At 50.8% G+C, this 19,580-nt stretch carries 19 protein-coding genes; 15 read left to right on the top strand and 4 right to left on the bottom strand.

From position 1 onward, the window contains the following. Positions 1 to 919 precede the first annotated feature (919 nt). The 6 genes from G5574_RS22215 to G5574_RS22190 all read left to right on the top strand — a co-directional run bounded on the left by G5574_RS22215 (position 920) and on the right by G5574_RS22190 (position 8,563). The gene (locus tag G5574_RS22215; protein WP_164483327.1) at positions 920 to 1,654 is read left to right on the top strand and encodes a fimbrial protein; all 735 of its coding nucleotides are present in this window, start codon (positions 920 to 922) and stop codon (positions 1,652 to 1,654) included. 33 nt (positions 1,655 to 1,687) lie between these two features. Then, a complete protein-coding gene (locus G5574_RS22210; protein ID WP_033742332.1) occupies positions 1,688 to 2,185 on the top strand; it encodes a CS1 type fimbrial major subunit in 498 nt (165 codons plus the stop codon). Between the two features lie 557 nt (positions 2,186 to 2,742). Continuing rightward, the gene (locus G5574_RS22205) at positions 2,743 to 4,950 is read left to right on the top strand and encodes a TcfC E-set like domain-containing protein (RefSeq protein WP_244964697.1); all 2,208 of its coding nucleotides are present in this window, start codon (positions 2,743 to 2,745) and stop codon (positions 4,948 to 4,950) included. A 35-nt stretch (positions 4,951 to 4,985) separates the two neighbouring features. Further along, on the top strand, positions 4,986 to 6,044 hold the full coding sequence (locus G5574_RS22200; protein WP_164483325.1) for a CfaE/CblD family pilus tip adhesin: 1,059 nt from the start codon (positions 4,986 to 4,988) through the stop codon (positions 6,042 to 6,044). A gap of 664 nt (positions 6,045 to 6,708) precedes the next feature. Next, positions 6,709 to 7,392: a hypothetical protein gene (locus tag G5574_RS22195; RefSeq protein ID WP_164483324.1), complete on the top strand. Its 684-nt coding sequence runs from the start codon at positions 6,709 to 6,711 to the stop codon at positions 7,390 to 7,392. A 976-nt stretch (positions 7,393 to 8,368) separates the two neighbouring features. Next, the gene (locus G5574_RS22190) at positions 8,369 to 8,563 is read left to right on the top strand and encodes a hypothetical protein (protein ID WP_072021715.1); all 195 of its coding nucleotides are present in this window, start codon (positions 8,369 to 8,371) and stop codon (positions 8,561 to 8,563) included. Positions 8,564 to 8,643: 80 nt separating this feature from the next. Here G5574_RS22190 and G5574_RS22185 read toward each other — a convergent pair whose 3' ends face one another. The 4 genes from G5574_RS22185 to G5574_RS22170 all read right to left on the bottom strand — a co-directional run bounded on the left by G5574_RS22185 (position 8,644) and on the right by G5574_RS22170 (position 10,274). Continuing rightward, positions 8,644 to 8,898 carry a biofilm/acid-resistance regulator YmgB/AriR gene (locus G5574_RS22185; RefSeq protein ID WP_033742340.1) on the bottom strand — a complete coding sequence of 85 codons (255 nt, stop codon included), beginning with the start codon at positions 8,896 to 8,898 and terminating at the stop codon, positions 8,644 to 8,646. Positions 8,899 to 9,040: 142 nt separating this feature from the next. Further along, positions 9,041 to 9,328 carry a hypothetical protein gene (locus G5574_RS22180; RefSeq protein WP_033742341.1) on the bottom strand — a complete coding sequence of 96 codons (288 nt, stop codon included), beginning with the start codon at positions 9,326 to 9,328 and terminating at the stop codon, positions 9,041 to 9,043. 164 nt (positions 9,329 to 9,492) lie between these two features. Next, entirely contained in the window at positions 9,493 to 9,738 is a 246-nt protein-coding gene (gene ycgZ, locus G5574_RS22175) for a regulatory protein YcgZ (RefSeq protein ID WP_033742343.1), read from the bottom strand. A 227-nt stretch (positions 9,739 to 9,965) separates the two neighbouring features. Continuing rightward, a complete protein-coding gene (locus G5574_RS22170) occupies positions 9,966 to 10,274 on the bottom strand; it encodes a hypothetical protein (RefSeq protein ID WP_226374859.1) in 309 nt (102 codons plus the stop codon). 352 nt (positions 10,275 to 10,626) lie between these two features. Here G5574_RS22170 and G5574_RS22165 point away from each other — a divergent pair, with 352 nt between their 5' ends. From G5574_RS22165 to G5574_RS22125, 9 genes are all read left to right on the top strand, one after another. Then, positions 10,627 to 11,484 carry a metal ABC transporter substrate-binding protein gene (locus tag G5574_RS22165; RefSeq protein ID WP_269750711.1) on the top strand — a complete coding sequence of 286 codons (858 nt, stop codon included), beginning with the start codon at positions 10,627 to 10,629 and terminating at the stop codon, positions 11,482 to 11,484. Then, positions 11,481 to 12,299, top strand: a complete 819-nt coding sequence (locus G5574_RS22160; RefSeq protein ID WP_058708871.1) for a manganese/iron ABC transporter ATP-binding protein — start codon at positions 11,481 to 11,483, stop codon at positions 12,297 to 12,299. The genes G5574_RS22165 and G5574_RS22160 overlap by 4 nt, the downstream gene beginning before the upstream one ends. After that, positions 12,296 to 13,144: an iron/manganese ABC transporter permease subunit SitC gene (gene sitC / locus G5574_RS22155; protein WP_162286562.1), complete on the top strand. Its 849-nt coding sequence runs from the start codon at positions 12,296 to 12,298 to the stop codon at positions 13,142 to 13,144. The genes G5574_RS22160 and sitC overlap by 4 nt, the downstream gene beginning before the upstream one ends. Before the next feature lie 2 nt (positions 13,145 to 13,146). Then, a complete protein-coding gene (locus tag G5574_RS22150) occupies positions 13,147 to 13,968 on the top strand; it encodes a metal ABC transporter permease (protein ID WP_033742614.1) in 822 nt (273 codons plus the stop codon). A gap of 223 nt (positions 13,969 to 14,191) precedes the next feature. Then, positions 14,192 to 14,680, top strand: coding sequence for a (2Fe-2S)-binding protein (locus G5574_RS22145; protein ID WP_164483323.1), 489 nt, complete (start codon positions 14,192 to 14,194; stop codon positions 14,678 to 14,680). Further along, positions 14,677 to 15,669 carry an FAD binding domain-containing protein gene (locus tag G5574_RS22140; protein ID WP_164483322.1) on the top strand — a complete coding sequence of 331 codons (993 nt, stop codon included), beginning with the start codon at positions 14,677 to 14,679 and terminating at the stop codon, positions 15,667 to 15,669. The genes G5574_RS22145 and G5574_RS22140 overlap by 4 nt, the downstream gene beginning before the upstream one ends. Then, the gene (locus tag G5574_RS22135) at positions 15,666 to 18,005 is read left to right on the top strand and encodes a xanthine dehydrogenase family protein molybdopterin-binding subunit (protein WP_164483321.1); all 2,340 of its coding nucleotides are present in this window, start codon (positions 15,666 to 15,668) and stop codon (positions 18,003 to 18,005) included. The genes G5574_RS22140 and G5574_RS22135 overlap by 4 nt, the downstream gene beginning before the upstream one ends. A 22-nt stretch (positions 18,006 to 18,027) precedes the next feature. Then, on the top strand, positions 18,028 to 18,597 hold the full coding sequence (locus tag G5574_RS22130) for a nucleotidyltransferase family protein (protein WP_164483320.1): 570 nt from the start codon (positions 18,028 to 18,030) through the stop codon (positions 18,595 to 18,597). Then, entirely contained in the window at positions 18,594 to 19,565 is a 972-nt protein-coding gene (locus G5574_RS22125) for an XdhC family protein (RefSeq protein ID WP_164483319.1), read from the top strand. The genes G5574_RS22130 and G5574_RS22125 overlap by 4 nt, the downstream gene beginning before the upstream one ends. The last annotated feature ends 15 nt before the right edge of the window (positions 19,566 to 19,580 follow it).

The following is a 19,580-nucleotide window of genomic DNA, read 5'->3' as shown; positions in this document are numbered from 1 at the left end:
CAAAATGAAAAGGATTAAATTGGTGCCGCAACGTAAATATTGTCATATATCAAATAAAATTTTTTTTTGCGGAACCATTTTTCCCTGAGAATTTCACATACATCCAAACGCTATGCCCATAAATGCAGCAGGTGCGTGCTAAATATCATCTTTATTTTCAATATGATATGTGTTTATTTGCATAATCCACTAGCTGTGGAAAACGATCAATACTTGTTTTTTTGATAGTTGATAACTATCAGATGCCTTTTTATGATCGGGTTTGACGTCGGTGTGTCGTTGTGCATAATGCGCTTGATTTTATTTTTACGGAAAGTTCTTACCCCCGCGGGGTATTGCCGTATCTGTTAAAAAATATTTATCCATCTGATAAGGGCGGCAGGATGCTTATTTATGCTAAAGGAATGAAGGGGATAAATCCGGTACGGCAAGTTGGCTTCAGTCATCACTGATGCGCAGTATTCTTAAAGACAGGATTAGGATTTACGGATTTATTCAGTGGGGACAAAAATATATCTTTTTTGACTATGTATGCGATACATACCCCAGGGAGGCAGAACTGAAATAGGTTCAGGGAAAGTTAGTTGAGTGTCTTGTCGGGCATGATGATGGGAGTATGTTTTTTCCGGGATGAATACTCTGTGACAGGAAGTTAACTCCGCTCTGGTCTGTTGTTCCGCAGCAAATGATCTCTGACTTTTAAGTTGACGCCTGAAAGAACGTTTTTATCCAGAGCGACTGATGCAGTCACAGGTTTCTGTTTCCCGTGCAGGTCTCGTTGCGCCGTCAATATGGTTATATGCCATCATAAAGGGCCGGGGCCATTTATTTCCGCTCTCAGTCATGTTGGGTCTGAAATTATTTTAATCTGAATGTTGACGGTTCAGATAAATGAACATTAATGCCAGTGAGGTTTGTCATGCAGCTTCGTTCACTTATTTTCGGTGTGACTGCGATTTATTGTTTTTTTATAACCGCAGATGCTGCCGCGGCCATGTACGTCTACCCGATGGAAGTCTCTCTGAATGACAAAGGCACCAGGCAACTCACGCTTTTATCAAAAGATGATGATGTACAATTTGTTAAAGTGACGCTGAAACGGATAGAAAATCCCGGCACGCCGCAGGAGCGTGAGGTTGTGTCTGATATTGGTGGTGATACCGGTATTGCTGTTGTGCCCTCAAAAATTGCGCTGGCAGCCGGTAGCGAAAGGATTGTCCGCATTGTATCAATGCTGCCACCAGAGAAAGAAACAACCTGGCGTATTTACTTTGAATCTGTGGATAACAATACCTTCAATTCAGAAATTACCGGGGAAAAATCAAATAAAGATATTTCCACCCGGGTGGGTGTCAATATTATCTGGGGTGTTTTATTGCATGTTCCACCTGAGAATGTAGTTGTCAGCATGAAATACCGTCCGGGCTCATCTGAAATCGTAAATGATGGCACGGTCAGGTTGCCTTTAAAGGAAATCGGCATTTGTGATAAGCAGGGGCGCTGTAAATGGCAAAGCAAAGTGAAAACAATTTATCCAGACATGCATGTCATCCTTAAAGATTTTACGTTCAGACCAGGCGAACATTACAAGTTTAAATATACAGACGTTACAACCGGCAATATTAAGGAGATTGCGCCTGAGGTATTGCCATAACACTTTTAATAACAGTTGATTTAAGGGTATCTGATGAAAAAAATTCTTTCCTGTTCACTGCTTTCTGCAGCCATGCTGACGTTCGCATCCGCGCATGCTGTGACAAAAAACATCACCGTCACGGCATCGATTGATCCGACTGTGGACATCACGCTGGCCGATGGCACTGTTTTACCTGACACCATTGCCATGCAGTATGTTGTGGGTTCTGGACTCGGTACAGTCTCAAAAGATGTTAAGCTCTGGTCCAACTCAACCACTGCCGACCTGAACGTTGCCCTGGCCAGTTCACCGGAACTGAGCGCATCCACGACTACCACCACCATTCCGCTGACGGTGACGCTGAACGGTACCGCGCTTAGCACAACTAAGTCGACGCTGTCATATGCCACCTATTTCCCGAACGGAATTACTAACGGTTCAATCACAATTCCCCTGGCGATATCCCAGACAACCAAGGGGGTTGTCAGTACTGCCGGTGAGTACAGCGGGACCGTCTCCCTGATTCTGTCCCAGGCTACAAGTTCCTGATTCATTAATTCATACCTGACGGTAACCCCGTCAGGTATCTTCTGTGCGGGTGTGACGTGAACCGATTTCCCTCTTGGGCTATTTTCTTTCCTTTTGCAGTCATCATTCCTGTGATGTCTCAGGCCGCTATGCGTGTTCCGGCTGGGTTTGAAGAATTGATTCAGGGCCAGGAATTTCAGTCAGAGGTTCAGATATACGGTCAGTCTCTGGGAATGGCCCGTGTGCGGGTGGACCTTGAAAATATAACCTTTCTTGAGCCTGATAAATTATCGCAGGCCATCGCGAAACTTTATGGTTATCCCTCCGGACTTGATTCCCTGCTGACAAAAAATCTTCATCTGCCATTGAGCAGGAATGGCCAGCTGTCATGCAGTGCCCACCGGGGGCGTGTCGGCTGTGATTATCTCAAAACAGACAGCCTCAGTGTCATTTATGATGAAAACAATAATGTAGTCAGACTGTTTCTCAGTGATCTTTACACTCTTCACGTGCCTGAAGACAGTGGTTATTACCAGGCCACTCCGGCAGGCAGAAACGCCTTTATTCACCAGCAGGCTTTGAATCTGGCCACGACGGGTCAGTATCAGTCACTGACCTTAAGAGGTAACGGCACGCTCGGGCTTGGAGAAACCAGCTATGCCAGTGTGGACTGGAGCTGGCTGAGTCAGCGCTCTGGACATTCCGGCACCCAGGAGGCAGAAGCCTCTAATGCGTATTTCAGGCAAGATTTTCTGAAGCGCATCTATATCCAGGCCGGACTGATGAATTCTCAGGATATTTTTACGAATGCAGGGGGGAATATAGTCCTGAATCAGCTGCCGATAGAGCGTATTCGCGGCGTTCGCATGGGGTCGACTCTGGCGTGGGCAAATAAAAGTAAAATGTCAGCAGGCACGCCCGTAAACCTGTTTTTACCCCGGGATGCGCGAGTGGATGCCTACCGGGATAATCAGTTGCTCAATACGTTTTACCTCAAAGCCGGCATGCAGCTGCTCGATACCAGTATGTTACCGGCCGGCAGTTACACGCTGACCTTGCGTATTTATGAGAATAACCAGCTCGTGCGAACCGAATCACAACTCTACACCCGCCAGGAGATGGGGTGGGGGAACGGATTTCAGTGGTTCCTGCAGGCGGGCTCACCGGACAGTGAGCGTTCCTCCATGACTACTGATGCTTCACATGAGCATTTTGTCATGCATGCCGGCGGCCGCCTCCCTTTGACAGACACGCTGGCGCTGACGGCCGGAACAGCTGTGCTCAGTGACTCTGAATATGCCGAAGCGGCAGCCGACTGGCTTCACGGATTTGACTCAGGAGTACTGGACGGGCAGCTAAGCACACGGGTCAGCTGGCTGCAGGGCAGCGATGGCTCTCGGGGGAATACCCAGCAGGTGAGTTACAACGATGGTTTCGCTCTCAGCTTTTACCGCACATCCCGGACAGCGGATGACTGTAATGTTCAGCGATCGCATATTTACGGCTTCACGGGCTGCTACAAAAATACCAACGTGATGCTGTCTGTTCCCGTAATGAGCTGGCAGGCCTCTGTGGGTTATACCCTTAGCGATAATCAGGGGCGTTATGTTTACCGTCAGGACCTGGATGAAAGCAGTGCTGAATATAATGCCGGTGCCCCCTGGGAGCAGATTTATCAGTCCAGTTCCCGTAGCGAGAGCTGGCAGCTGGGTCTGAATCGTAGCTTTTCCGTCAATAGCCTCAATATAAACATGCGGCTGAGCGCTTATGTCAGAAATGTCAGTACCTACAGCAGCCCCGACAAAGGCGGGTACATCGGGGTGTCAATATTCCGCAGTACGAAACTTTCAGACGGCGCCCGACTGACAACCAGTGCGGGCATGAACTGGCAGTCTGAACGGTCGGGTGGGGCGCTTGGGTACAGTACCTCAATGACTCACTATGGCGAAGATAACGGAAATAACCGTGCAGGTGTGGCGTTGTCAGGCATCAATACGGATACGGTGAATGGCTCTGTCACCGGAAGTGCCGGCGGTCAGTACGGTGACGGGACGCTGACGATAAGTGATGCATGGGACCGTTCAGGAAGCCGCCGGCACACGTTTGGCAGCAGCGGAGCCTACAACTCCTCCCTGGTGGTGGACCGGTCAGGCGTGGCGTTGGGACGCTGGAGCAATGACGGCGCGGCCTCAGCCTTTGGTGTCTCCGTCGGGCGGAGTGATGATGAGACCGGCTCCCGGGTCAGTATCTCCGGTCTTGGGGGGCGGACGGATATCACCAGCGGGCGGCGGGCTGTGTTCACGACGCAGGGGTATCAGGAAAGCACGTTCAGAATCCACGAGTCGGGCGTCTCCTCTGACGGGGTGGCGGCTGAAATCACCCGGGGCGCAGGCACGACCACAGCCTTTATGGCTCCCGGCAAAATACTTAACAAAGAGGTTACCGTCAGTCCGCGCTATATCTGGCTTGGGCGGTTGCTTGATGGTTCACGTCAGCCTCTTGAGAACGTCATTCCTCTCAATGTGACGTCATGGACGTCAGTCGGTGACGGCGGTTTTACCATGGAGACGGAGTCACGTATGGACCAGCTGTACGTCATGCGGGCAGACCAGTTCTGGGTGTGTGCACTCAGGGTACAGAAAGTGCGCGAGGTCGTTCGCTATCTGGGTGCGACCACGTGCCAGAATACCGATATGGCACGCCTGCCGTCAGCAGAGCGTCGTCAGGTTACCCTGATGACCGCCGGGTCAGAGCGTGCAGACAGCCCGGTAGCGATGACAGATTAATACGTTTATACCAATAATTCAGACCGTGAGAGACCATGAAAACAAACATCTATTGCTGGCTGACCGCCCTGTGCTGGCTGGTATCGCTGCCTGTCCTGGCCGACCTGCCGACAAGTAGCACGACGACCGTGACGGAGACGATAGACACCAGTTCGCTGCCCGCTCCGCTGTACATCTGGAATAAGGTTACCGCTGGCAGTATTAGTGGAACATCCTCCTCCCAGGTAGGAATGGTCTGTAAAAGTAGCACGGACTCCACAAATGGGGCCTGTGATACTGCTCTTTCCTGGAAGCCTGAAGCCCCGGGCAGAATCACGCTGACCTTCACTCAGGACCGCACCGGGCAGACAAAGCCCCTGACTGTGCTAGGAACGCGCTCTTATAATGGTGCCTACGACCGGGTACCCTGGAGCAGTATAAATATGGATACACCAACCGCTCCTGCCTTTACTTATTCTATCGCACAGAGTGAGTTAAGCAGTCTGACTGACGGAGTCTGGCGTGCCACACTGGTGATGGATTACTACACATGGGAATCTACGTATGTGGCTACCTGGACTGCCGACATCACCCTGACTGTCACCACTGCCAGTGCCCAGCAGGTGTATTTTCCTGCCTTTACGTCCTCGGATGCAACAGTCGACCTGGGCGTTTCCGGTTTCTGGCCAACCACAAGCGGTTCGGCCTCGCTGGATATGTGCCTGTATGACGGTGCAAATGCGGCGGGAAAAAAGATAATCCTGTCACTGAGCGATGCAGGGGGGAGTCCCTCTGACCGGACATCGGGTCTTTTCTCTGTTCACCGGATCGGAGGGAGTGAGACTAATCCGGCTGACCGTGTTGACTTCGCCATCAGCGTGAGGAATCCGGTTACCAGCGCTGCGCAGACGGTGAAGAATGGGGAAGCCATCACCTGGGTAGCACCCGATAGAGGGTTCACCGGCCGCCTGGTCACCCTGCCGGGTTACACAACCTCCACGTATTGCGTTCCGGCGCCGCTGACATTTACCACCCCGACTTTTAAGCCATCAGCTAAAAACAGCGGCGAGTATACCGGGACGGTAACGGTCACCTATACCCCCAGCACCAGTTGAGAAGTCGCGCTTACTATGACCGCAGGAATTTTTTACTTTTCCGACGGGCGCTCAAAGGCGATGATATACAGGTTACCTGGTGGACAATATTGAGAAGGTGCATTTGCCTTTACTTTAAGTATGACGGGTGAAGCTGCCCAGGTAGTATCAGGTCGTGCTGCTATTTAAAATGATGCTAATGCAACATTCTTCCATTCTGCAACAGCCAGTTCTGCTGTTATTTAAAGCATGAGGATGCAGACTGGTAAGGTAGGTAATTTTCAATAAAAGCACCAGAGCTAGCAGCGTGTGACGTTAATAAAAATAATTCACCAATTGGTAATATTGTGTCAGGTACTACATCAAAAAATCCGAGCTTCGCTTTAACCCTCTCTGATACTGCCGCTCTGTATTATCATTCATTTCATAATCGAATATTCAGACAGGTTGCAAGTCTGACTCTGGTGTAGGCTCGAACAGGTCAGGGAAGGTGTTGAATTGATTATATCAGGTGGTCGATAAAGTGACGCTGCTGGCGTCCCGGATATGAGTAGTGATATTCATTATTTAAATCATGTTGATTACTGAATGTTAAATTAATCGTGTGGATCAAATCTCTTATTTTTGGTTAGTTTAATCCTTAATGGGGTTTATTTTAAACTCCTTTTCGTGCAGGTGAGTGGACATGAATGAAATTGTAAAAATACAGAGCTCGCATCCCTCTGGAAGAAGACTTTGCATAATAGATGACTGTAACTTCTTTTCGTTGGCAGTTAAACAATTGTCAGGCGCGAAATATGACGATATAGCGCATATCCGTTTGCCTGTCGCCGGTAAGTGCGGTTTATTTCCTGAAATGCATTATGATGCTGTCATAATAAATCTTCACTACAGTATCAGCATACAATTCAGTATCCTTCGTTCACTTGTTCGGAGGTGTGTCAGAGGAAAGTTTAAGGGACCGGTTATCATACTTACTGATATGTCTGCTAACTGTATTCAGGTGCTCCTGCGTTTAGCCGGCCTGCCTTATGTCTCAGGTGATAATTTTTACGCAATACCCTCCAGACTTTCACCTCAGCAGATGAAATGCGCATTACAGGACATCATCACGGGTTCCACTGAGTTAAAACCCGTAACTGCACAAGCATTCAATCTCACCCCTCTGCGTCGGGCTTCTCTCATGGCAATGATTGAAGGCGTTCCGGAAAAGCAGCAGGCGCGCAATCAGAACTGTCAGATTAAATCCGTCTATAACCTTCGCCATGTTGTTATCCAGCACCTGGCAGGCGTATCCCAGCATGCGTTCCTCTGTGGGGCCTTTACGCATCGTTTTTCTCATTACCAGGAAAATATGGCTGCATGCTGAAAGTTAACAAGAAACAAAAAGGTAAAGTCATCCAGCCGCCGGGTATGAGGGATGCATCCCGGGTTTTACCCGCGGAGGTGTGCTGGCAGTATCCTGGTGGGCCAGGTTTTCAGGGCGACCCGTATCCGTCACAGAAATCTCCTGCGCATTCAGGATAAGTACTCAAAGGGCAGGCGATGCAGTAAGTTACATGCTTACTGGTTGTAAAAAACAATGTGATAGCCGAAGGTTTTGTTCAGGGTGCACCGGGCGGTGGAGGTACGCGTTTCATTCAGATTCATGACGATGACATCAGGTTTTCAGACTCGGGACAGTGTTTTCTCACTGCATGGCTGGGTCGATACACGTGCCGGATTAAAGGAAGATCATGCGTTTTTGTCAGCGCTGGGCCGTTTTTTCCTGCTCGGGGGCAAAAAGACAGAGAATGTATTTTCCGGTTTCTGAAATTTTTCTGAGTAACTACCTGACAGCTTCCAGCGCTGTTTTTCTGTGTTTGCCATATCAGGTAAAACAACTGATATTCGCTCTATGATTGGTCGATTTATTTCATCGGGTAGTCGGTGCCTGCCAGGTAAATATCATCGCCAGTCGTTAGTAATCGCAACAGGCGGCAACGGCTTGACGCAGACGAAAAAAGAGTTGAAGTCGTATTTTATCGGGTGGCGTTATCTGAAAAGCCGCTCTGATTTTTATGATACATCCGCAATATCGGTCAACATATAAAGTATGGATTGTTAAATTTTCTTCACGTATTGCTCTTTCAGGAAATATAAATTTACTTTTTATCGTATTTCGTCAATTTATCCTGTACCAGGAATCTCGCTATTTACGCACGCTTAGTGATAAATAATCCAGAATAAAATCAAGAGCATAACTTAATGTCACCGCTCCGCTTACCATAAATTTTCATTATCTTCTTTGTTTTTAAGATGATAAAGATGTTAGTCTGTATATACATACACCAGTTGGAGGTTATGTGAATAACCATGAAGACAACGATATTCGTGCGTTGATTGGAGAGGTGGTGAGTGAGCTTTTGAAGATGGGGGAGCCCGTTCAGTTTCATCAGATCACGGATGCACTGTTTCGAATGGGCGAGGATAGCCGGGACAAAAGAGTCAAACATCTGTGCAAGCGCGCCATTCATTTTTTTATGCGTAAAATGCATTAGCCTTATCCTGCAATACAAAGGTGTTGCAGGATAAAGAGGGCAGCCAGGAAATATCGTTGTTTTATTTCCTGGTGATAATATCAAATGCCCGCGTCGTCCGGGGTTCGGCCTACCACAATTTCCAGCGTATTGCGTAACAGTTCAATCTGAGATGCATCGTCAGTGCACTCCAGTTCAGCAATTAAGTACAGAATAATGGCTTTATTCGTCACCCGCTTCTTATCGCTGACAATGTTTCTGATCACCCGACCAAGCAATTCAGTTTCTTTGGCGAGGTGATCGCCCTCACTGCGGAAAAATTCGATGATGGCTAAATCTGATGTGCTCTGTTGCATAGTCTCAATTCTCTAAGAAAATTGTCAGTTGAATAGCAGGAAGTCAGCCGACAGTATTATTATTTATCAGGGTTAATCAGGTAACTTACCTGTCTGCAATCACACCGCATCATCGCCTGATGACCAGCCACAAACATTAAGCTCAGTGCTTTTTAGAACCTTCAGGCGGACCATCATTGTTTAAACGGTGCTTATCACGTTCTGAAAGATCCACTCTTCGACGACTGTTTGCAGAAGCCATTCCTTTTTGCACTTCAACGATGGCAACTTTAATCGCACGCAGTCGTGTTGCATCTTCCGTTTCGCCCGCCATCACCTCAAGCTGGGCGATTAATGCATTGCTGGAAATCGGACTTTCGGACTTGAGTAAGGTCAGCACGGCCTCACCTATCATCACATCCGTTATTTTTTCTTCTTCACTTCTGTACATACTGGCTTCTCTGATTACGAATGTGTGGCCATAGTCCGGTCACGATGACGGGGACAGCTAACCTTCCCGCGTCAGCTGTGGACAGTACACTCCCTGTGACTAAACGCAGTACTGTCCGATCAGAATTTACTTTAAAAACGAATTAACGATTAATGCAAAATTTATCAGCCTTCACGGCTAAACAGCAAACCAATCAGGGCCTGATAATGCTGCTGTTGTTCTGATGAAGCGCACCCATCAAGACGATGGAGAAGTTTACTGCAGATAGCTTTACGAGAGAGCGTTTGACCAGCGCGCAGGAGTTCCACAACAATTTCGCCCAATGTTTCCTGCTGAGAGGGCTGGCTGGCCTGGTTAAAATAACGGGCAATGTCGCTGGTATTATCCGGTGCATGTCCGTTCTGACGCATGCTCATATCCTCAAGTGGTTAAAATATACTTCGCCGCTAAGCGAAAGTTATACATGTTTTAAAAACTTGTACAGAATTTTGATGATCTTGAAGGAATATTTTTGTGCAAAAAGTGCTAATTGAGGTAAAACAGAGGGTTATAGAGGTTGGCGTTTAAACTTTTTTAACAATTATGGCGTACGGTTCAGCTTGTTTCCCACCATCAGGGATGAAAAACAAGCTTATTACTATTTAAAGAAAATATCATCATAGTCATTGTCAGAAGACGCTGAAAAAGGGTGCTTGCGTGCAGACCAGCCTGTGCCGGGAGACGAGCGTGCACCGATTTTTCTGAATCCCATGAGCCACTTTGTTGCATCGGCCAGTTGCAGAAGTCGTTTTTCATCAACTTCAGATTCTTTCATTACCCTGAGCTCATCCACCAGGGACTCAACACTTACGTCCTGATTAATTGCTATCAGGTTCAGAGCGGCCTCGCCAATGATAGTGTTAGTCAGATACTGTTGTGAAAGTAGCAAAATAACCTCCTTTGGCATGTGTTCCACATTCGTAATTTTAGCAAAGAATACAATCCGCCTTACCGTACAGCGCTGTTTGTACGCTTACACGAATTCACGGCACCTGTTTAGACAGAAAATCTGCATTAGCTGGAGAGGGGTGGATCTATTTTTTACTCTTTAAAATAACGAATTACATACCTCCTGTCAGAAAAAATGAAACTTCCATTCATTTCATTATAAAACTTCACAAAGTGTTTCTGTCCCTGATTTATAGCTTGTGCTATACAAGTTAGCACGAGCTATATTTGCGCATTAAGCTGAGGACAGTACGATGAACAGGTTTAAAAGGTATTGGATAACCGCGCTGAGTGTCATGCTCGGTGTTGCAATGACAACAAACAGCCATGCCGCTGAAAAATTTAAAGTTGTAACGACATTTACCGTCATTGCCGATATGGCAAAAAATGTGGCGGGGGAGGCGGCTGAAGTAACATCCATCACTAAGCCCGGAGCCGAAATTCATGATTATCAGCCGACGCCCGGAGACATAAAGCGGGCTCAGGGGGCGCAACTGGTGATGGCTAACGGCCTGAATCTTGAGCTATGGTTCCAGCGCTTTTATCAGCACCTGAAAGGCGTACCTGACGTTGTCGTTTCTGCCGGAATCGAGCCCATGGGGATAGGGGAGGGGCCTTACAATGGCAAACCCAATCCTCATGCGTGGATGTCGCCCGATAATGCACTTATCTATGTCGACAATATTCGTGACGCGCTGAGTAAATATGATCCGACCAATGCCCAGATCTATGCACAGAACGCCGCTGCCTATAAGCAGAAAATCATCGCATCGCTTGAGCCTTTCCGAAAACAAATCGCCGACATCCCTGAGAACAAACGCTGGCTCGTGACCAGCGAGGGGGCATTTTCCTACCTTGCGCGCGATTTGGGGCTTAAGGAACGTTATCTCTGGCCTGTCAATGCCGATCAGCAGGGGACGCCTCAACAGGTACGCCAGGTTATTGACCAGATGAAGAAACATGCCATTCCCGTTATTTTCAGTGAAAGCACCGTATCGGATAAACCGGCTCGTCAGGTAGCACGTGAAACACAGGCGCACTATGGCGGCGTTCTGTATGTCGATTCTCTCAGTACCGCCAGTGGACCCGTACCAACGTATCTGGACTTACTTAAGGTCACCACTCAGACATTGGTGAAAGGCATTAATGATGGGATGAAAAAACAATGACGCCGACAATTGATGTTTCTGACCTCTCGGTAATCTACCGCAATGGCCATATTGCCCTCGACAAGGCCAGTTTTTGCGTGCCAGCCGGTTCCATTGCCGCATTGCTTGGCGTCAATGGCTCGGGGAAATCAACGCTTTTTAAAGCGCTGATGGGGTTCGTTCCTGTCCGTGCAGGTACGGTCAGTATCCTCGGTATGACAACGCGACAGGCCTTACGCCGTAGTCTGGTGGCTTATGTGCCGCAGGCAGAAGAGGTCGACTGGTCTTTTCCTGTCCGGGTTGAGGATGTTGTCATGATGGGGCGTTATGGTCACATGGGTCTGATGCGCAGGCCCAGACAACAGGATCGTGACAAAGTCATGGCTGCGCTCGGACGGGTAGATATGCTCGAATACCGGGAGCGGCAAATCGGCGAGCTCTCAGGCGGTCAGAAAAAACGTGTCTTTCTCGCCCGGGCCATTGCTCAGCAGGGAGAGGTAATTTTACTGGACGAACCTTTTACAGGCGTCGATGTAAAAACCGAAGCCAAAATCATTAGTCTGTTGCGTGAACTGCGCGATGAAGGGAAAACCCTGCTGGTCTCAACGCACAACCTCAGTTCGGTGATGGCGTTTTGCGACTACACCGTGATGGTCAAAGGTACCGTTCTGGCCAGCGGGCCGACGCGCACCACCTTTACACAGGCAAATCTCGAACGGGCATTTAGCGGTGTACTTCGCCATGCGATGGTTGAGGGTGAGCTGCGTGAGGTCATGGATGATAAGCCTCTTTTACCCGCATCGCCTGACAGGCGTTCAGTACGAGGTCAGCCATGACGCTATTATTTGAACCCTTCAGTTATCAATATATGTTGAACGCCATGTGGATTGCCGCAATGGTGGGTGGATTGTGTGCCTTCCTTTCATGCTACCTGATGCTAAAAGGCTGGTCGCTTATCGGCGATGCGCTGTCGCACGCTATCGTGCCGGGCGTGGCAGGCGCGTACATGCTGGGGCTTCCGTTTGCCTTTGGTGCATTCCTGTCGGGGGGATTAGCGGCGGGGAGCATGCTAGTGCTGAATCAGCGTACACGTTTAAAAGAAGATGCCATTATTGGTCTGGTATTTTCTTCGTTTTTCGGGTTAGGGCTGTTTATGGTTTCACTGAATCCCCTGTCGGTGAATATTCAAACCATCATACTGGGCAATATTCTGGCTATCGCCCCCGCGGATATTGTTCAGTTGGCTGTTATCGGGATCACGTCTGCCACGATTTTATTTTTCAAATGGAAAGATTTAATGGTGGCTTTCTTCGATGAGAACCATGCTCGCGCCGTGGGGTTACAGCCGGGACGGCTCAAAATACTGTTTTTCACCTTACTTGCAGTTTCAACCGTAGCGGCATTACAAACGGTTGGGGCTTTTTTAGTCATCAGTCTGGTGGTAACACCGGGTGCAACCGCATGGCTGCTGACCGATCGCTTTCCACGTTTACTGGCTATTGCTGTCGCCATCGGCAGCCTGACCAGCTTTGCGGGTGCCTGGGCAAGTTATTATCTCGATGGTGCGACAGGAGGAATCATTGTGGTGGCCCAGACGTTGCTGTTTCTGCTGACTTTTGTGTTTGCACCTAAGCACGGTTTACTCGCGAACCATCGGCGTCGCCGGATGCAGGAGATATGATGATGTGGCTGGAACCTTTTCAGTTTGGTTTTATGAACCACGCCCTGTTAATTGCCTGTATCGTTGCTATTCCCTGTGCGCTGTTGTCTGTCTTTCTGGTTCTGAAAGGGTGGGCGCTAATGGGGGATGCCATGAGCCATGCCGTGTTTCCCGGTGTTGTGCTGGCATGGATGCTGTCATTACCGCTTGCCACAGGCGCTTTCAGCGCGGGTTTTTTCTGCGCGATTGCCAGCGGCTATCTTAAAGATAACAGCAGAATCAAACAGGATACGGTACTGGGGATTGTTTTTTCGGGCATGTTTGCCACCGGCCTGATTATGTTTGTTGCGTTAAAACCCGCGATTCATCTCGACCATATTCTCTTTGGCGATATGCTGGGAATCAGCCGTGATGACATTATTCAGACAGGGGCGATGGCTGCGACAGTGGTAATACTTGTTATCCTGAAATGGCGTGACCTGATGGTATTCAGTTTCGATGTCCAGCAGGCGCGGGCTTGTGGCCTGGCGGTGCGCTGGCTGCATTATGGCTTGTTAGCCATGGTTTCTCTGACGATTGTAGCGACGTTAAAAGCGGTGGGCATCATTCTTTCCATTTCTTTGTTGATTGCGCCCGGCGCGATTGCTGTCTTACTGACACGTCGTTTTTCACATGCGTTGATTCTGGCCGCTCTCATTTCCGTAATGGTATCGCTCAGCGGTGTATATTTGTCATTTTTTATCGACAGTGCCCCAGCACCGACCATCGTTGTCTTATTCGCTTTCGTTTTTATGATCAGTTTGTTGATCGCGCACGTTAAAGGCCCACGTTTACCTGCCCATTAATCTTCGCTGTTTCGCTGACCGTCACCCTTGTCTGGACGGTCAGCGTCAAGCACAGCAGACATTCTTCTCGTTTTTATCTCCGACCCGAAAAATAAGTGCTAAACCTAATGACGGACATACGCATGTAAACATCAGGGTTATCCGCGCTTCACGTTTTTAATTTCGCCCGTTAGCGATAAGCCTCACATCACGTAACCGGCACTGCAACCATGGGAAACAGATAATGTCAGAAAAAATACCACTCGCGATGCAGGTCAATGGTGAGACCCGGCAGTTAACGGTCGATCCTCGCGTCACATTATTAGATGCACTGCGCGATCATCTTGATCTGACCGGCACTAAAAAAGGATGCGATCAGGGCCAGTGCGGCGCCTGTACAGTGCTGGTGAACGGTCAGCGTGTCCTGAGTTGCCTGACGCTGGCTGTTCAGACGCAAGAAAAAGCCGTCACCACGATTGAAGGTCTGGAACAGGCATCGGGTGAGCTGCACCCGGTACAGCGCTGTTTTATTGAACATGACGGTTTTCAGTGCGGCTACTGCACGCCCGGGCAGATTATGTCTGCGGTCGCCTGTATTAAAGAAGGTCATACAGGCTCAGACGACGAGATTCGCGAATACATGAGCGGTAATCTCTGCCGCTGTGGCGCGTATCCTTTTATCATTGATGCGATAAAGCAGGCTGCAGCTGAAATGGCGGAGGACGTACGATGAACGAATTTCGCTGGCAGGTTGCCCGGTCAGTAACGGATGCAGCAGGCGCTAAACAGCACGCTGACAATCAGCTTATCGCGGGCGGAACGACGCAACTTGATTTGATGAAATGTGGCGTACTGACTCCCTCACTTCTCACCGATATTGCCGGCTTGTCGGATCTGTCAACGATCGAATTCGGCGACGATAAAATCACCATTGGGGCGCTGGTCACCATGAGTGAACTGGCCAGTCATCCTGATTGTGAGGCCCTGGCCCCCGCTCTGTATGGCAGTCTGTGGCAGGCGGCGTCGCCTCAAATCCGCAATATGGCAACCATCGGCGGCAATCTCTGCCAGCGTACCCGTTGCGCCTACTACCGCGATCCGGCCACCTTTTCCGCCTGCAATAAACGTACGCCGGGCTCCGGATGTGCAGCGCTGCACGGCATCAATGCGAGTCACGCCATTCTGGGCGGCAGTGAACAATGTGTGGCGGTCTATCCTGGTGATCTGGCCGTCGCGCTGACGGCCTTTGACGCGACGATTATTGTCCAAAACAGCCATCAGGATATGCGGCGCATTCCGGTTGACGACTTTTTTCTGTTGCCCGGCGAGACGCCGCAGCATGAGCACGCCTTACAACCCGATGAAATTATCGTCGCCATCGAGATTCCCCGTTCTTTAGCATTAAAACAGTCCCATTACCTGAAAGTACGCGATCGGACTTCTTACGAATTCGCCAGCGCGAGTGCGGCCGTGGGATTAACGCTTGCGCAGGGACGGATAGAGACCGTTCATATCGCGTTAGGTGGTGTCGCAACCAAGCCCTGGCGTGCCCGTCATGTGGAGCATGCGTTAACCGGACAGCGGTTTGAGGAGCAAAGCCTGTATAAGGCCGCAGAGTTAATCACTCAGGAAACGCGCGCGCTGGCGCACAACGCTTACAAAATAACGTTAACGCCGCGCGTGATTGCCCGCGCGCTGCTGGCTGCGGGGGAGCAGGCATGACAAAACATAACAACGGCTTGACGCGGTCCGACAACGATGTGCTGTCCGCGGATAAGCAAAGCGTCAATCCTCACCGTCGCGCCGCTGCCAGCCCTTCCGGTCTTGGCACACCGCGAACCCGCGGTGAGGGCAAGGTCAAAGTCACGGGAAAAGCCCGTTATGCTGTAGAGCATAAGCCCGACCGCGTGCTGCATGGCGTCGTCCTGCAATCGACAATTGCCAGTGGCCGCATCTCACATATCGATACGGCCAAAGCGGAACGTGCGACAGGTGTGATTGCCGTTTATACACATCTTAATTCACTCAGAATCAATAAGCCGACGGCTATCGCTGATGGCGGTGCGGCGCAGACAACCTATACGCCCATTCAGGACGATGTGATTATTCACAATGGTCAGAACATTGGCCTGGTCGTAGCAGAGACATTTGAACAGGCAACTTATGCCGCTTCCCTGGTCGATATCCACTATGAGACGACGCCTGCTCTGATCTCGGCGACGGATGAAGGGGTGGAGCCTAAGCCGACTACAAAGCAGGACATCGATTTAGGTGAGGCTCAGGCCGCCATGGAACGTGCAGACGTGCGGATTAATCAGCGTTATACCACGCCACGCGAATATAACATGCCGATGGAGCCCCATGCCTGTATTGCACACTGGGAGCAGGGCCGCATAACCGTCTGGGAACCCAGCCAGTGGGTGGCAGGGGCGCAGGTTGAAATCGCCGAATGGATGGGGATCTCGCCAAAAGATGTTCACGTCATCTCGCCCTATGTGGGGGGAGGTTTTGGCTCTAAGCCGGTGCCTTATACGCACGTAGCGCTGGCCTGCGTGGCCTCGCGCGCGCTTAATCGTCCGGTTCGCGTTTCACTGACGCGGCCACAAACCTTCACCGGCTTGGGGGGGCGTCCTGCCACGTCACAGCAGCTGGAGATGGGAGCGACACGCGACGGGAAAATTCAGTCGGTGATTTTGCGCAGCTTCAGTGAAACGTCACTGATTGATGTCTTCGCTGAAAACTGCAGTAAGGTGACGGGGCGCATGTACGCTATTGAAAATCTCTCGGCGCAGCACCAGGTCAGGCCCATCAATACCGTCACGCCAGGCTGGATGCGCGCACCGGGTGAGAATCCCAGTGCATTCGGGCTTGAGGTGGCGATGGATGAAATGGCTTATGCGCTAAATCTCGATCCGCTGGCCTTTCGCTTACGCAACTGGGCAGATCACGATTATCAGTTGGGGTTGCCCTGGAGCTCACGTCATCTGAAAGAAGCCTATGAAAAAGGGGCGGAAGCCTTCGGCTGGGATAAACGCATTATGGCGCCTCGTTCGATGCGCGAAGGACGTGAATTAATTGGCTGGGGCATGGCATCGGGCACGTATCCGGTTAATACCATGCCGGCTGAGGCAAAAATCCTGCTTTCCTCTCAGGGGCAGATTGTTGTGCAGTGCGCGGGAGCTGACATCGGCACCGGGACGTACACGATTCTGGCGCAAACCGCCGCTGATATCTTAGGGGTGGATTCACACTGCATTGAAGTTGAACTGGGCGATACGCAACTGCCACGAGCCGGCGTTGCGGGGGGCTCTCAGCTGGCAGGAAACCTGACGGCTGCGGTTGATGACACCGCCAAAAAAATGCGCGTGCGCTTAGTCACGCTCGCAAGCGAATTAACGGGCTCGCCTCTGAGAGGCATCCCTCCGCATGAACTCAGCCTGGCGAACGGGGCGATTTGTGTTACCGCTAACCCTTCTCAGACTGTTTCTTTTGGTGCACTGGTCAGCCTGACGAATGCATCCGTGCTGTGCGTCGAAGGCGGCACGTTCTCAGCGGATATGTCTGCCGAGGAACGGGACAGTGTGACCGGTAGCCTGGGTGAAATGAGCCGCCCGGAAGACGTCTCTGCACACAGCTGGAGTGCACAGTTTGTCGAAGTGAGAGTGGACGAGGACTTTGGCACCATCCGGGTTAAACGTATGGTCGCGGCGTTTGACAGCGGCCGGCTTTATAACCCCAAACTGGCCCGCAGTCAGTGGGTTGGCGGCATGATTATGGGCGTGGGACAGGCCTTGCTTGAGGAAGGCATTATCGATCCGCGCAACGGCAGAGTGCTGAACAACAATCTTGCCGATTATCTGATTCCCGTGAACGCGGATATCCCGGCGATTACCACGATTGATGTTGGCCTGCCGGATTATAAAGCGACCCGGATGGGCGGCAAAACGGTGGGTGAACTGGGCATCGTGGGCGTGGCGGCCGCGATCAGTAACGCGGTTTACCATGCTACGGGCAAGCGGGTTCGCGATCTGCCCATCACGCTGGATAAGATTCTCTAAACATGCGAAGGAACGCGCTGAGATGAAAACGGCCATTGTATTAACGGCGGCAGGGATGGGCCGCCGGTTTCGGCATGCCAGTGGCGAACATAAGCTACTGACGGCGTTGAATGGCAAAGCCGTGCTGAAACATACGCTTGATAAGGCGAGGGCGAGCGGAATGGAGGTGGTCGTGGTATCGCGTCCCGAAGACGTGGCCATTCATTCTCTGCTAGGTGATGCGATGCGGGTGTTATGTGCCAGCGCAGGGCTGGGCGAGTCGATAGCGGCGGGCGTCAGTGCCTGCACGGATTATGATGGCGTGATCGTGGCGCTGGGCGATATGCCGTGGCTTACCGCTGCAAGCTACAGGGCGGTAAACAGGGCGTTAACCACGTATCCGCTGGTGCGTCCCTGGGTTGACGACCGTGCTGGTCATCCCGTGGGTTTTTCGGCCGCTTTTTTCCCCGCGCTGCGCCAGCTGACCGGTGATACTGGTGCGCAGCAACTGTTACAACATCATCCTGTACATTACGTGCCACTTCGGGATCGCGGTTGCCTGGAGGATGTTGATTATCCGGATGATTTACGGCGAATGAGGTGCAGCCCATGATGACGTTAGATCAACGAGTGATTGAAACGGCATTAGGCTGGCATCATGCGGGACGGGCCGTCTGGCTGTGCACTGTGTTGCAGACCTGGGGCTCTTCACCGCGCGCACCTGGCACGATGATGGTGATCAGTGACAGTGGAGAAGGATGCGGCTCGCTTTCCGGCGGCTGTATAGAAGAAGACTTTCTGGCACGGCTGGCTGAGGGGCATTACCGCATCCACAGTCAGATTGTCCGTTATGGTGAAGGCGGAAGGCAAACGCAGGTGCAGTTGCCCTGTGGCGGTAGCCTCGACGTGCTGGTGGAATATTTGGTTGCCGATAACGACAGCGGCCAGATGTTACAAGCGATGCATCAGGCGTTGCGTGGCAAAACACGACTGCTCAAAACGGTCACTGTAAGCAAACGTGCCACCTGGCAAACTGTGGCGATGACGGCGGCGCTGCCGGTGCTTCGTTATCAGCATCCAGAGGTCGTGTTACCGGTTGGTGCCGTCCCGGAATTGCTGGTGGCAGGTTACTCTACCGTGGCCTTTGAGTGCATCCGGCTGGCACAAATCCTGGGCTTTCATGTTCGGGTATGTGAGCATCGCTCAGAGATGTTAAGTGAGCTGGAAGGTCATTTTACGGGCCAGGATACGATTACGATCGTCCCTCAGCATCCCGCGCGCTGGCTGGAGCTCAACGGTGCGCATGCTGCGGTAGCCATCGTCTCATTAACTCACGATCCGCGCATAGATGAGCTAACCATGATGGAAGCGGTCAACACTCATGCGTTTTACATTGGCATTATGGGGTCGGCTAAAAATACGGCCAGGCGCAAGACGCGTTTACAGACCATTGCAGGGTTGGATAACGATGAGCTCGCACGGATCATTGCGCCTGTTGGTCTGGCTATCGGAAGTAAAACCCCCGCGGAAATCGCGCTGTCTGTCATGGCCGACATCGTACGGGTAAAAAATCACTGTTAAGACGTTGCGTTGACC

This window comes from Pantoea stewartii (assembly GCF_011044475.1).
GTDB classification, from domain to species: domain Bacteria; phylum Pseudomonadota; class Gammaproteobacteria; order Enterobacterales; family Enterobacteriaceae; genus Pantoea; species Pantoea stewartii.
Note: the sequence above shows the minus strand (reverse complement) of the source record. Positions and strands in the feature narration are given on the sequence as shown.